At 47.5% G+C, this 14,168-nt stretch carries 14 protein-coding genes; 9 read left to right on the top strand and 5 right to left on the bottom strand.

The features are described from left to right. Both ABNS04_RS07760 and ABNS04_RS07755 read left to right on the top strand, forming a co-directional pair. Positions 1 to 527 (top strand): gamma-glutamyltransferase (locus tag ABNS04_RS07760; protein WP_348671323.1); only part of this gene is annotated, 527 nt, incomplete at its 5' end. Between the two features lie 3 nt (positions 528 to 530). Continuing rightward, complete coding sequence (locus ABNS04_RS07755; protein WP_131382165.1) at positions 531 to 1,013, top strand: hypothetical protein; 483 nt, start codon at positions 531 to 533, stop codon at positions 1,011 to 1,013. Between the two features lies 1 nt (position 1,014). On the opposite strand, the gene ABNS04_RS07750 is transcribed toward ABNS04_RS07755, so the two are convergent. Beyond that, positions 1,015 to 1,383: a histidine triad nucleotide-binding protein gene (locus ABNS04_RS07750; protein WP_006956003.1), complete on the bottom strand. Its 369-nt coding sequence runs from the start codon at positions 1,381 to 1,383 to the stop codon at positions 1,015 to 1,017. A 65-nt stretch (positions 1,384 to 1,448) separates the two neighbouring features. Beyond that, the gene (hspQ, locus tag ABNS04_RS07745) at positions 1,449 to 1,772 is read right to left on the bottom strand and encodes a heat shock protein HspQ (protein WP_006956002.1); all 324 of its coding nucleotides are present in this window, start codon (positions 1,770 to 1,772) and stop codon (positions 1,449 to 1,451) included. 96 nt (positions 1,773 to 1,868) lie between these two features. Between hspQ and ABNS04_RS07740 the strand changes: the two genes are divergently transcribed. After that, entirely contained in the window at positions 1,869 to 2,153 is a 285-nt protein-coding gene (locus tag ABNS04_RS07740) for a PilZ domain-containing protein (protein ID WP_006956001.1), read from the top strand. A 9-nt stretch (positions 2,154 to 2,162) separates the two neighbouring features. Here the strand turns inward: ABNS04_RS07740 and metG are convergent, their stop codons facing one another. Continuing rightward, positions 2,163 to 4,205, bottom strand: a complete 2,043-nt coding sequence (metG, locus tag ABNS04_RS07735; RefSeq protein WP_006955999.1) for a methionine--tRNA ligase — start codon at positions 4,203 to 4,205, stop codon at positions 2,163 to 2,165. Positions 4,206 to 4,294: 89 nt separating this feature from the next. Here metG and ABNS04_RS07730 point away from each other — a divergent pair, with 89 nt between their 5' ends. Together ABNS04_RS07730 and dcd are read left to right on the top strand one after the other, a co-directional pair. Further along, positions 4,295 to 5,320 (top strand): Mrp/NBP35 family ATP-binding protein, encoded by a 1,026-nt coding sequence (locus ABNS04_RS07730; protein WP_006955997.1) that lies wholly within the window; start codon positions 4,295 to 4,297, stop codon positions 5,318 to 5,320. A gap of 16 nt (positions 5,321 to 5,336) precedes the next feature. Then, positions 5,337 to 5,924: a dCTP deaminase gene (gene dcd, locus ABNS04_RS07725; RefSeq protein ID WP_006955996.1), complete on the top strand. Its 588-nt coding sequence runs from the start codon at positions 5,337 to 5,339 to the stop codon at positions 5,922 to 5,924. Here dcd and ABNS04_RS07720 read toward each other — a convergent pair. Beyond that, entirely contained in the window at positions 5,921 to 6,814 is an 894-nt protein-coding gene (locus tag ABNS04_RS07720; RefSeq protein WP_006955995.1) for a gluconeogenesis factor YvcK family protein, read from the bottom strand. The genes dcd and ABNS04_RS07720 overlap by 4 nt on opposite strands. Positions 6,815 to 6,917: 103 nt before the next feature. Between ABNS04_RS07720 and ABNS04_RS07715 the strand changes: the two genes are divergently transcribed. The 4 genes from ABNS04_RS07715 to ABNS04_RS07700 all read left to right on the top strand — a co-directional run bounded on the left by ABNS04_RS07715 (position 6,918) and on the right by ABNS04_RS07700 (position 11,002). After that, positions 6,918 to 8,315, top strand: a complete 1,398-nt coding sequence (locus ABNS04_RS07715; RefSeq protein ID WP_272977511.1) for a protein adenylyltransferase SelO family protein — start codon at positions 6,918 to 6,920, stop codon at positions 8,313 to 8,315. Between the two features lie 63 nt (positions 8,316 to 8,378). Then, positions 8,379 to 8,885: a DUF192 domain-containing protein gene (locus ABNS04_RS07710; protein WP_272977512.1), complete on the top strand. Its 507-nt coding sequence runs from the start codon at positions 8,379 to 8,381 to the stop codon at positions 8,883 to 8,885. Positions 8,886 to 8,899: 14 nt separating this feature from the next. Then, the gene (locus ABNS04_RS07705) at positions 8,900 to 10,591 is read left to right on the top strand and encodes a M28 family metallopeptidase (protein ID WP_286681828.1); all 1,692 of its coding nucleotides are present in this window, start codon (positions 8,900 to 8,902) and stop codon (positions 10,589 to 10,591) included. Between the two features lie 66 nt (positions 10,592 to 10,657). Next, the gene (locus tag ABNS04_RS07700; protein ID WP_006955991.1) at positions 10,658 to 11,002 is read left to right on the top strand and encodes a DUF2371 domain-containing protein; all 345 of its coding nucleotides are present in this window, start codon (positions 10,658 to 10,660) and stop codon (positions 11,000 to 11,002) included. Between the two features lie 61 nt (positions 11,003 to 11,063). On the opposite strand, the gene ABNS04_RS07695 is transcribed toward ABNS04_RS07700, so the two are convergent. Then, positions 11,064 to 14,165, bottom strand: coding sequence for an efflux RND transporter permease subunit (locus ABNS04_RS07695; RefSeq protein WP_006955990.1), 3,102 nt, complete (start codon positions 14,163 to 14,165; stop codon positions 11,064 to 11,066). Positions 14,166 to 14,168 lie beyond the last annotated feature (3 nt).

The following is a 14,168-nucleotide window of genomic DNA, read 5'->3' as shown; positions in this document are numbered from 1 at the left end:
AAGGCAATGTGATTTCCATGACCACGAGTATCGAAATGGCGTTCGGCTCAACGGTAATGGTTGAAGGCTTTATTTTAAATAATCAGTTGACTGACTTTTCATTGACGCCGATGGATGAAGCTGGACGTAAAATTGCGAATCGTGTGCAGCCTGGTAAACGACCGCGCAGTTCAATGTCACCAACGATTGTGTTAAATCAATCGGGCGATCAGGTCGTTCATGCGTTGGGATCTCCGGGTGGTAGTCGAATTATTAATTATGTTACGCAAACCTTGGTTGGCTTGATTGACTGGAATCTTAACATGCAACAAGCCATTGATTTGGGTCATGTGACTAACCGGAATGATTACACAGCCTTGGAAAAAGGGCGCGATATTGCAACCTTGAAAGCGGTATTAGAAAAACGAGGCCATGAAATAAAAGTTATCGACTTGAATAGCGGTATTCACGGCATTACCCGCTTGCCCAATGGCCAACTGCAAGGCGGGGCAGATCCTCGTCGCGAAGGGATCGTAATGGGTCAATAATTCGTGAGTTATCTATTAAAAATATCGTCTAATGTTGCTGCTATCGTAATATTACTTGGGTTGGTAGGGTGCGAGCCTGCCAACCAAGAGACTTATACCGATAGAATGGGGCACAAAACGAGTCAAGAAAATCAGAGTAAAATGCACGCGGCATTGAGTTTCTATTATGCGATTTATCGCGAAGGGGATATTAACAAAGCCAAGAGTTTTACAACTGATAGGCTGGCTAAGTTGTTAACCCATTATGGCTCCGCGAGCGCGATACAGCGCTATGTCCTCAATCGTTATTTTGATAGCGTAGAAATAACGATTGACCCAACATCGTTTACGCAATATTTGAACCGCGAAAATGAACAACGAGTGACATTAGTCTTCCAAGGAACTTATAACGGAGAGCAGGTTAAAGATCGGCGTGATATTGTCCTTGTCAGAGACAAAGAGGGCTGGTTAGTGGATCAAATACTTGACCCACGTTACCGACCATAATCTAGACTTGCTTGGGTGTGTCTGTGTACGGCGGCCATCCAAGTGGTTTACCTGCAAGTAGGTGCAAGTGGATATGATAAACTGATTGGCCGCCATGTTCGTTGCAGTTCATCACACAGCGGTAGCCGTCTTTTGCAAAGCCAAATTGAACCGCAAGCTTACTCGCGACCAAGTATAGATGCCCTACAAGTCCCGCATCTTCCTCTTCAATATCATTGATGGTGGCAATGGCTTTCTTTGGAATAATTAATAAGTGTACGGGGGCTTGCGGGTTGATATCTTTGAAAGCGAGCGCGTGATCATCTTCATAAACAATATCCGCAGGAATCTCGCGATTGATAATTTTGGTGAAAATCGTTTCTTCTACCATAACCTTATATCCCTTATAAGTTTGTTACCCTCATGGTACATTTAGGTCGTTGGTAGGGCAATGGATCAACTGTGTTTTTGTAAGCCGGCCAATGCGGGCGCACTAATTTGACGCAATAACGACTGGTTTACGGTTGTGCGATCAGCTAATGCGATTAAACAACTTTCAGCAACATACGTTTGAATCGATGAGTTTTTAACTAAAATAAGATACCAAGGCTGTTGCTTATCGGCGCCGGATAGAACCCGCTGTTGGTACCATTCATCGCTCAAACTAAATACTGCGTCAACATCGACAATAACACCCTCATAGCCGTATAGGCAGTGCTTTATGGGTTGCCCTAAATTAAAGGACGCTCGAACAACCGAGCTTTGTTTGTTACAGGCCACTTTTTCTCACCCTACTCGTGTAATTATATTTTCTTATCGGCAAGTCTGTGCTATTCCTGAATGTAATTAATAAAACATGATCGAGGTGCGTTCTTCATGCATGATGACGATAAACGAAGCGACCGACGAGTACCGGTCAGAACATCGGCGACAATCGAGTTGGATGGGCGGCGAGTATCAGGCGCCTGTAGTGATTTGAGTGCACACGGTGTTCTGTTAATTTTACCTGAGCGACTGAATGTGGGAACACATTTTGATGTAGTGGTAAAAGCCGCAGGCGGCGGAATTGCAGATTTACGAGCCACCGGCATGGTCGTTCGCGTTGACGATGCCGGTGACGAAAGTTACGAACACGGATGTAAGCTCATCGATGTGTCATAACCTGACGATCTACATGACGCGCATGCCGGGTTTAGCGCCTTCGTGTGGATTTAAGATATAAATTTCATCTTTACCGGGACCGGCGGCCAGCACCATCCCCTCCGATAAACCAAAACGCATTTTACGTGGAGCCAGGTTGGCAACCATAACGGTGTGTTGGCCAATCAATTTCTCAGGTGCGTACGCCGATTTTATTCCCGCAAACACTTGGCGTTGCTCACCGCCCAAGTCCAATGTCAATTTCAGCAGTTTGTCTGCGCCTTCAACGTGCTCAGCATTAACAATCAGTGCCACGCGCAAATCAACTTTCGCGAACTCATCAAAGTTAATGGTTTCTGCAATAGGTTCTTTGGTGAGCTCGTCATTGGGCTCGGCGTGAACTGCTGGTGATTCGTTCGCCGCTTGTTGCTCTTTTGAGTCTTCTAACATCTGCTCAATATCCTTCATTTCTACGCGCTGCATTAACGCCTTAAATTTATCAATAGGATGGTTGGTTAACACTTGTTTGTGGCTATCCCACGAAAATTGGTCATTTAAGAAATGCTGAACCGACTTGGATAGTTCAGGTACTACCGGCGTTAAATAAACCATCAAGATGCGGAATAAATTGATACCAAGTGAACAAGTATCATGCACTTCACTGGCCGCATCAGGATTTTTGATCAGCTGCCATGGTTCCTTATCGGCAATGTACTGATTTGCGCGATCAGCCAGCGTCATGATCTCACGCATTGCTTTAGAGAATTCGCGCTGTTCATAGAGTTCAGCAATCTCAGTACCCGCATTTTGGAAATCTTCCAATAGAGCGGAGTCAGCAACCGATGCCGAAAGCTTCCCATCGAATTTTTTGGTAATAAAGCCGGCACAGCGACTGGCGATATTAATCACTTTGCCGACTAAGTCGGAGTTCACTCGCTGGGCGAAATCAGTCAAGTTAAGATCTAAGTCGTCAATGCGACTTGTCAGTTTGGCTGCAAAGTAATAACGCAAGTATTCTGGGTTTAAATGGTCTAAGTAGGTTCTTGCTTTGATGAAGGTCCCCTTAGATTTGGACATTTTAGTGCCGTTGACGGTGATAAAGCCGTGCGCCCAAACGTTAGTCGGTTGACGGAACTGAGCACCTTTTAGCATCGCTGGCCAGAATAAGCTATGGAAGTAAATAATGTCCTTGCCAATAAAGTGATACACTTCTGCAGTGCTATCAGCTTGCCAGTAGTCGTCCCAGTTGGCGTTGCCGGTTGTATCACAGTAGTGCTTAAAACTACTCATATAGCCAATGGGCGCATCTAGCCAGACATAAAAGTATTTATCTTCGGTGCCTGGAATTTTGAAACCAAAGTAAGGCGCATCGCGCGATATATCCCAACGCTGTAGACCTTGTTCAAACCATTCATTTAACTTATTCGCCATTTCACCCTGTAGTGAACCAGAACGCGTCCAGCTTTTCAGCATGTCGCCAAATGCAGGCAAGTCGAAAAAGTAATGTTCTGATTGGCGTAACTCGGGTGTCGCACCGGACACCACAGAACGCGGATTCTTGAGGTCTGTTGGGGCATATGTCGCACCGCAAACGTCACAATTATCGCCATACTGATCTTCAGCACCGCATTCTGGACAGTCACCCTTTACGAAGCGATCGGGTAAGAACATTTTCTTCTCAGGGTCGTACAGCTGCTCAATTACTTCAGTCTTGATATGACCGGCGTCATCAAGACGTTGGTAAATAGTTTCTGCTAACGCTTTGTTCTCTTCACTGTGGGTTGTGTAATAGTCGTCAAAGCCGATATTAAAACCCGCAAAATCTGCTTCATGCGAACGTTGCATATCGCCTATCATCTGCTCTGGCGTGATACCTAGCTGTTGCGCTTTGAGCATAATCGGCGTGCCGTGTGCGTCATCAGCGCACATATAGTGGCATTCATGACCCCGGAGTTTTTGAAAACGAACCCAAATGTCCGCTTGGATATAGCCTAAAAGATGACCAATATGAATTGGACCGTTCGCGTAGGGCAACGCGTTTGTCACCAAAATTTTACGATCAGTGTGGCTCATGCGAGAATTAGCTTCCATCAGTGTTATGATTAGATAATGCTAAATATTATCATAGGATACGCATGATACACAGAGCCAAGAGGTGGCTGATGAAGTCGTTTTCAGCAAAAAATGAACAACTGGCAGCCTTACTGTCTGATTTAGCCCATCCTGCCTGCGAACACGGTATTCCAACCGATTGGTTATGCATCGATCATGACGCGCAGGCAGTCGAGTTAACGTTTCCTTTCGCGATTGAAAAGTCATCGTTATTGAACGCTATCAATGATGACGCTGAATTAAGAACGTGGACATGGACTATTAAATTCCAGGTGCAACGGCTCGCCAACAGCAAACCTGACCAACCCATGAAAACCGGCAATGTTATTGTGGTATCGTCTGGCAAAGGTGGTGTTGGGAAGTCATCCGTGAGCGCATCCTTAGGCATTGCGCTCAGTCGGATGGGTGCGCGTGTTGGGCTGCTCGATGCTGATATTTATGGACCCTCAATACCCACGATGTTGGGTCAGCCGGATCATAAGCTAGAAGTAAAAAACGATAAGTTTCAGCCTATTCAGTATGAAGACCTAGTCGCCAATTCGATTGGCTATCTAGTCGATGATAACGACGCCACTATTTGGCGTGGACCGATGGCCAGTCGGGCGTTACAACAGTTGTTTAACGACACTGATTGGGGCTTATTGGACTATTTGATCGTTGATATGCCACCCGGTACAGGCGATATTCAACTGACGATGGCGCAACAATTACCCGTTACAGGAGCGGTGGTTGTTACAACGCCACAGAATGTCGCACTTAAAGATGCCGAAAAAGGTGTCGGCATGTTTGAGCGCCTTGAGATACCCTTGATTGGTGTCCTAGAAAACATGAGTTATTTTGAGTGCGGTCATTGTGGTACGCAGTCGCATTTGTTTGGACAAGGCGGCGGATTAAAGCTGGCTCATCGCCATGCTGTCGCCGAACTAGGTCAATGGCCATTGACGCCGGAATTTGGCGCGCAACTGGACGCATTACAAAAGCAACATCAATTAGAATTGACAGAAATTCAGCGGCATACCGCTCAACGAGTAGTAGCAGAGCTTTATTATCTGAAGTCGCATTCGGCGAAAAATTAAGTAAAAAGGGGATGTTATGCGCTTAACGGATCGTGAAATAGAAAATGCCTTAGCCGAGGGTCGAATCGGTATCGAGCCTGCTCCAAGCAAGCAGAACATCTCGGGGGTCACGCTCGATATTCACCTCGGTAGTGAATTTCGTGTGTTGCAGGATCACGCTGCAGCATATATTGATATCAGTGGCTCGCGTGCAGATATTGAGGCGGCTATCCATGAAGTCATGAGTGATGAGATTAAACTAAAGCCCGATCAAGCGTTTTTTATCCATCCCGGTGAGTTTGCTTTGGCGGTTACCTACGAATCGATTCATTTGCCGGATGACATGGTAGGTTGGCTTGATGGACGCTCTTCGCTCGCGCGTTTGGGGTTGATGGTACATGTTACCGCGCATCGCATTGATCCCGGTTGGAAAGGGCAAATTGTATTGGAGTTCTATAATGGTGGGAAGTTGCCGTTAGCGCTGCGTCCGGGAATGAAGATTGGCGCGATCAGCTTTGAACAATTGAGCGGCCCTTGCGAACGCCCTTATAACAAGCGCGCAGATGCTAAATATAAAGATCAACAAGGGGCTGTCGCCTCGAGGATTTCAGCTGATGGCGGCTAAGCCGCCGTTCTGAGATGACCGAGTAATTGTTCAAGTTGAGCTAATAAAACGCCAGTATCGTGCCGATAGTAGACGTCTTTATCCGGTGTCAACTCACCGAGTTGCGGAATCGTGAGTGAAGCATCATGGAAGTTAGTTAATACGGCATCGACTACTGGCGCACCCACATGATGTTCCAAAAATCGTAATTTTTCACTCACGCACAACGACCCTGCAGGACCTTTCTCATGTGCGAGGTTATCAATAAATACGACGTAAGCCTGTGTGTTGGCGAGTGCGTGAGCAATTTGCGGCACCAATAGCGGTGGTAATACCGAGGTTAGAAAGCTCCCCGGTCCCAGAATCACCAACTCACTTTTGCTTATATGACGAACGACCTCAGGTGTTGCTACCGCATTGTTCGTCAGTTTCAAAGAACGTGGTAATTGCGGCAAGCTATCGATTAGAATTTCACCGTGGCATTCCATGTTATCGTGCGTCAGTGCCATAAGATCCGTTGGGCATTCCGACATGGGGAGTAACCGGGTGTCAACGTTTAACAATCGGCTAAGCAAGCGAATTCCATCGGAGGGCCGGGCACTGACTTGATCGAGTGTGTGTAGAAGCAAATTACCAAAGTTATGACCTGCGAGCGGGTCTTCGCCAGTAAAGCGGTAATTAAGTACCTGAGCGGCTAAGGGTTGTTCAACTAATTGCGACAAGCAATTACGAATATCGCCCCACGCGATACAATCATGAGATTGACGCAAAAGACCGGTCGCACCGCCGTTGTCTGTTGTGGTCACTACCCCGACTAGGCGATGTTTTAAAAACCTTAATGACGAAAGTACACGGCCCAAACCATGGCCGCCGCCAATGGCAGTAACGCGTTTCAGCGTTGAAAGTTGCATTGAATTAACCCAGCAGTGGTATGATGCATGATAAAAGAATATGTAAAACGATAGCGCATTTAATCTCAAATGCGCAAGTCTGATAGCATTCGCAGGGAGTTTTATGAGTTTAGTGCTAAGCCAACAGTACGCCGAAACATTCCCCAACTTGGTCAGTCAGCATCGAGTGAAGCCCCTTGATAGCGCGCGAATTAGGCTGTTCAATCAATCACTTGCGACTGAGTTCGGCTTAGCTGATAGAACGGTCAACGCACTTCGTGAGTGGTGTTTAGGTAATGTAGCGCAAGTGGGTCATGCGCAGAAATATGTTGGGCATCAATTCGGTGTGTTTAATCCAGATTTGGGTGACGGGCGTGGTGTATTGCTCGGCGAACTGTCAAATAAAGCCGGTGAGTTAAGCGATTTGCATCTTAAAGGCGCGGGACCGACGGCTTACAGCCGAGGCGGTGATGGTCGTGCAGTTTTGCGCTCCAGTCTGCGCGAGTATTTTGCTAGCGAAACATTACACCATTGGAACATTGCGACGACCCGTGCACTTGCCTTAGTCAGCTCGCACCAGGGGATACAACGCGAACGCATAGAGCCCGGGGCAATGTTAGCACGCGTTGCTAAAACTCATGTGAGATTTGGCCATTTCGAATACTGCTATAGCGAACGTTTGGTCTCTGAGCAAAAGCAACTTTGGCAACATGTCATGCAGCGCTGTTGGCCAGCACTTGTTGACGCTGAGCCGGTTGAGCAGTTTCGTGCAGTGGTTAAAGCGACCGCTGAGATGATTGCGGACTGGCAGGCGTTCGGTTTTATTCATGGCGTGATGAATACGGATAATATGAGTATCTGTGGCGAGACCTTTGATTTTGGCCCGTATACGGTATTCGATACCTTTATTCCTCAACAAATTTTTAATCACACCGACCAACGCGGTCGTTATAGTTTTCTACGCCAACCGAGCGTTGGTCTATGGAATTTACAACGACTGAGCCAAGCACTTTCGCTGATATTTCCTGTTGATGCGTTGGCGCCTGTTTTAAATGACTACGAGGATTTCTTGCAACAGCACTATCTGAAGCGAATGAGAAAGCGCTTAGGTCTTGCGCCCGGCGACGATGCTGATGCCTTTAAACTGGTCGGGGAATGGATGGGTCTCATGCAACGCTTTGAGTGGGACTTCCAAGGCAGCTTTATCATGTTGCAAAACATCTTAAGGGGCGAGCAAGCTATGCCGAATGATACACTTTTCAAAGCGTGGTATGACAATTACATGGGCTATAACGAACGACAACCCGAGTTGAGTATTATGGCTCAGTCTAATCCTCATGTTTCGTTACGTAATCATCATCTTGTTGAGGTCATTACACAGGCAGAGCAGGGCAATTGGGCGCCCGCGGAAAGCTATTTGGCGGCACTTACCGGAGAGCCGTTAAGCGCTGAAGAACTCAGTCATTGGCAGCAACCACCGATGCAAGGCGAACAGGTCAATTCACTGTCGTGTTCGAGCTAGCAGCATTGCGCTTTGTAGCGGGATAGGACACAATCAAGGGGTTACATCTAAGGACGATGAATCATGATTAAAGTAGCATTGATAGGCTGGTTAAGTGCGCTGAGCGTAAGTGCTGTAGCGCAACAGTGGTCGGTACCCGAACCACAAAATTTTGAACAAGGGCACGTGTGTCTCGAAGGCGTTGAACAGCCCATTACGGTAGAATTTGCGGACTCAATGGCTCAGCAGGCACGCGGCTTAATGCAGCGTACGGAACTGGGTGAGTACTCTGGGATGTTGTTTCGCTATCCGAATCAACGCCCGGGCGGATCGGGTTTTTGGATGTACCAAACCCTTATTCCACTTGATATTGCCTATTTAGCAAAGGATGGCAGTATCGTAAAAACGTTTACGATGATGCCGTGTGGTAGTGATGACCCACGTCAGTGTCGCAGTTATGCACCCGGAGAGCCTTATTACAACGTGCTTGAGCTGAACGCCGGTTTCTTAGCTAAACATGATATCCGAATGGGCGATCGTGTGCATATCAATCCACCGCTCAACGAAAATGAGCAGTGTCAAAATAACTAAAAAGGGGAGAAGCGATGAAACCACTGATCATAAGCGCGGTGGCATTAGCCGTGCTCACAGCGTGTGGTCCGCAGCAGTCGCAAGATACGTCAGCAGCGGAACAAACCAAGGTTGATAAGCAACCCGCTGATTTGAAAGGGTCAGCATTTAATCCTAATTTTCGGGATTACCTAAAAACGATTTCGTCAGACGAATTTGAAGGACGCGAACCTGCATCTGCGGGGGAAGAAAAGGTCGTATCATTTATTGAAAACCACTTCCGTGAGTGGGGCTTAAAGCCAATTGACAAGGAAAACGATAGTTATCGTCAACCGTTTCCACTGGTCAAGATCATGCCGTACAAAGTCAGTGATATGACCTTTAGCGGTGACAACGCGCCTGAAGCCATGAAGTATCGTACTGAGATGATGGCTTGGACTATGCAGGTCACAGATGAAGTAGATCTGAGTGACAGCGACATGGTGTTTGTCGGCTACGGTATCGTGGCACCCGAATATGACTGGAATGATTATGAGGGTCTCGACGTTGAAGGTAAGACCGTGGTGATGTTTGTCAACGATCCCGGCTACGCGACACAAGATCCTGAGCTCTTTAACGGTAATGCGATGACCTATTATGGTCGTTGGACCTATAAATATGAAGAAGCTGCACGTCAAGGCGCGGCGGGTGCTTTGATTATTCATGAAACGGGTCCAGCCGGTTACGGTTGGGGCGTTGTTGCAGGTGGTTCGCCCGTGCGTTTCGACTTAAAACGCGAGAACAACAATATGGATCGCGCTAAAATCGAAGGTTGGATTACCAAAGACAGTGCCGAAAAGCTGTTCGCAAAACAAGGTATGACGCTTGAAGATGCGCGGCAAAAAGCCTTAAGTGATGACTTCGAAGCGATGCCGTTAAACGCGCAAGCATCGGTATCGGTTAAAAATAAGTTTGAGTTCTTAGATACCAATAATGTTGTGGGTTATATCGAAGGAACCAAATATCCGGAAGAACATGTCATTTATATGGCGCACCATGATCACCTAGGCACGGATCCAGTGCGAGAAGATGATCCCATTTATAATGGTGCGCAGGACAATGCGTCTGGCACAGCGGGCTTACTCGCCATTGCTGAAAAATTCGCACAACAACCTGCGCCGGAGCGTTCTATCGTATTTGCAGCGGTTGGCGCCGAAGAGAGCGGCTTGTTAGGTTCAGCGTGGTACGCCGATCATCCATTGTTCCCCCTTGCAAAAGCGGTCGGTGGCATCAATATGGATGTTATGAACGTTTATGGTCCTATGAAAGACCTCGTGGTCATTGGGTACGGGAACTCAGAAATGGATGAATATGTACAACCGTTTCTTGAGGAGCAAGGTCGTTATTTAACCCCTAATCCGACACCGGAAGCAGGCTTCTTTTATCGCTCAGATCATTTCAATTTGGCGAAAAAAGGTGTACCGATGCTGTACGCCGAAGGTGGTAATGACCATATCACGAAAGGTAAAGAGTGGACTGAAGAGCAACGTGCTAAGTATGTCGCTGAGGCGTATCACAAGCCAGCCGATGAATATAACCCGGACTGGGACTTACGAGGAACGCAACAGGATTTATCAGCGTTCTATCAGTTAGGGCGTTCGTTGGCAAACTCACGCGACTGGCCGCAATGGGCTGAGGGTAATGAGTTTGAAGCGATACGTAAAGAAACCGAAGAGCAGCGTAAGTAATCTGTTTACAGGCGGAACGGATTGTTAACGGTGTTGTCCTAATTACTAGAGGATTGAGGAGTACCTATGAATCAGTACAAAAACCGAATCTATGTCCGCCAAGCTAACTCGGGCGGTAGTGTCGTGGGCCGAATACTCGGCATCATTATGCTACTTGCCATCGTCGGTTTCTCGATTGCTTTTGGCTTAATCGTTCTTGCTGTGGGCTTTGTCTTGTTGATACCGGTGATGTGGAAGCAACGCCATGCGATTAAGCAAATGTGGCAAATGCGAAAGCAAGCCAAACAGCAGTTTGAGCAACAACGGCAAGCACAGCAAGAAGCAGAGCGTCATTACTCTGAACGAAATAGTGAAGGCTCAGTTATTGACGGTGAATATAAAGATTTATCTGATAAAAACGATAAATCTTAATTCTTCGTGTATAAAAAAAGCCCAGCTACTGTAGCTGGGCTTTTTTGTGTCTTGGGAATTATTACTCTTCCTGCTGCTTAGGTGGGAACACCTTGCGAACAGTGTAGAAGAATAACGGCACGAAGAAGATGGCCAGTATCGTACCACCCAGCATACCTCCTATGACACTTGTACCGATGGCATTACGGCTTGCTGCACCCGCGCCCGAGCTGAGCGCCAACGGCATGACACCGAATATAAATGCGAGTGATGTCATAAGTATCGGACGCAGACGTAAGCGAACGGCTTCGAGTGTCGCTTCCAACAGGTCTTTACCTTGCTCTTGTAAGTCCTTGGCAAACTCAACAATCAAGATAGCGTTACGCGCCGACACACCAACGGTTGTCAACAAGCCAACTTGGAAGTAAACATCGTTTTGAATACCGCGCAGCATCGTTGCGATGACGGCACCCAAAATACCCAAAGGTACGACCAACATGACTGAGAATGGAATCGACCAACTCTCATATAGTGCGGCTAAGCACAGGAATACGACAAAGATCGAAATCGTATACAGAATAGGGGCAAAGTCACCCGATTGTTGTTCCTGCAACGAAGTACCGGTCCATTCATAGCCAATACCGTTAGGTAGTTTACTGATCAATTGCTCCATCGCCATCATAGCTTCGCCTGATGAGTAGCCAGGCGCTGCTTGGCCTTGGATCTCCATCGCCGAGACCCCGTTGTAGCTCTCAATACGCTGAGGACCGTAGGTCCATTCCCAGCTAGCAAAAGAGCTGAACGGTACCATGTCGCCTTGGTTATTGCGGACATACCATTCACTTACGTCTTCCGGCAACATGCGCGCATCGGCTTCACCTTGCAGGTAAACGCGCTTAACGCGACCACGGTCAATAAAGTCATTGATATAAGAAGAACCCCAAGCCGCACTGAGCGTGTTGTTGATGTTCTCAATGGTGAGACCTAGCGCAGTGGCTTTCTCATAGTCCACATCAACTTTAAGTTGCGGCGCATCTTCCAAACCGTTAGGACGAACTTGTTGCAGCATCGGGTTCTGTGATGCCATACCGAGCAACTGGTTACGCGCATCAAGCAACGCTTGGTGGCCTAAGTTACCGCGGTCTTGCAAGTACAAGTTAAAGCCAGTGGCGGTACCTAACTCTGGAATAGGAGGGAGGTTGAAGGCAAAGATCATGGCTTCCTTAACACTGGCAAAGAAACCAAATGCACGACCAATCACATCTGTCACGTCTTGGCTTTCGTTTCGTTCACTCCAATCTTTCAAACGCACGAAAGCAATACCGTTGTTTTGACTGCGACCGGAGAAGCTAAAACCAACCACTGAGAATACCGACTGGACGGCGTCTTCTTCGTTGAGGTAGTAGTTTTCGATACGATCCATCACGGCTACCGACTGCTCCATTGTAGAGCCGACTGGTAATTGCATTTGAGTGAGGAATACGCCGCGATCTTCATCCGGTAAGAAAGCCGATGGTAAGCGAGTAAATAAGAACGCTAATACGGCAACTAAGCCAAGATAGAGAACACCAACACGGATACTGCGGCGCAGAATGCCATGCACACTGTCGCGATATTTGATGGTGGCTTTTTGCAATGTGCGGTTAAACCAGCCTAGTGGTCCCCAGCCGCCATTCTCTTTCTTTTTCACTGGCTTGAGCAAGGTAGCACATAGCGCAGGAGAGAAGATAATTGCGACCATTACCGAGAGACTCATCGACGTGATGATGGTCAATGAGAATTGACGATAAACCGCCCCTGTTGCACCCGGGAAAAATGCCATCGGTGCAAATACAGCGGCCATGACCACACCAATTGCCACTAACGCGCCGGTGATTTGTCCCATCGACTTAATGGTGGCTTGTTTGGGTGACAAACCCTCTTCAGACATGAGTCGTTCAACGTTTTCCACCACAACGATGGCATCGTCTACCAGCAAGCCAATCGATAACACCATACCAAACATAGTCAGGGTATTGATTGAGAAGCCAGCAAGCGCCATGACGCCCATGGTACCCAAAATAACCACCGGAATCGCAAGGGTAGGGATGAGGGTTGCTCGTAAGTTCTGTAAGAAGACAAACATCAACACAAATACGAGAATGATGGCTTCAATCAGTACCCGAGCCACTTCGCTTATCGAGATCTTAATAAATGGTGTGGTGTCATACGCCGTCACCATTTTCATCCCATCAGGGAAGTAGGGTTCTAGCTCAGCAACGGTTTGCTTAACGGCTTCAGCTGTTGCCAACGCATTGGCGCCGGTTTGTAACTGAATCGCCAAGCCAGTGGCAGGCTTACCATTATAGTTTGCTTGAATGGCATAGTTTTCTGCACCGAGTTCAACACGCGCGACATCTTTCAAACGGACCTGCGAACCATCGGGAAGCACTTTAAGAAGAATATTCTCGAATTGATCCGGTTCTGACATTCGCGTCTGAGCAATGATCGTTGCGTTTAAGCGTTGTCCCTCAACTGCGGGGGCGCCACCTAATTGACCTGCGGCTACCTGAGCGTTCTGAGCGCGAATAGCGGACTGCAGTTCAGCAATAGTCATATTGTAATTGACTAACGCATCGGGTTTCACCCAAATACGCATCGCATAAGGCGCACCAAAGATTTGCACGTTACCCACACCCTCGGTCCGAGACACGGCATCTTGGACATTGGAGGCGAGGTAATCGCTCAAGTCTGTTTGTTCATAACGGTCATCTTCAGCCACCATGGCTAAAACCATCAAGAAGGAGCTGCTTGATTTACTAACAGTAATACCTTGCTGCTGCACTTCTTGCGGTAACTGAGGCGTTGCTTGAGATAGCTTATTCTGCACTTGAACCTGTGCAATATCCGGGTCAGTACCCGAGGCAAAGGTTAAGCTTACTGTAGCACTACCGGCGTTACTCTGTGACGAGAAATACAGCAGGTTATCAACGCCTGTCATATTTTGCTCAATCACCTTAGTTACCGTATTGGACACGGTCTCGGCGTTAGCGCCTGGATAGTTAACTTGGATTTCTACCGCAGGTGGTGCAATGGTTGGGTACTGCGCAATAGGGAGCTGAATCAAAGAGATCGTCCCCGCGAGCATCACCAATATTGCAATCACCCACGCAAATATGGGTCGATTTATAAAAAACTTGGCCATTCT

This window comes from uncultured Idiomarina sp. (assembly GCF_964010655.1).
GTDB lineage: Bacteria > Pseudomonadota > Gammaproteobacteria > Enterobacterales > Alteromonadaceae > Idiomarina > Idiomarina baltica.
This window is presented reverse-complemented; position numbering and strand designations above follow the sequence as displayed.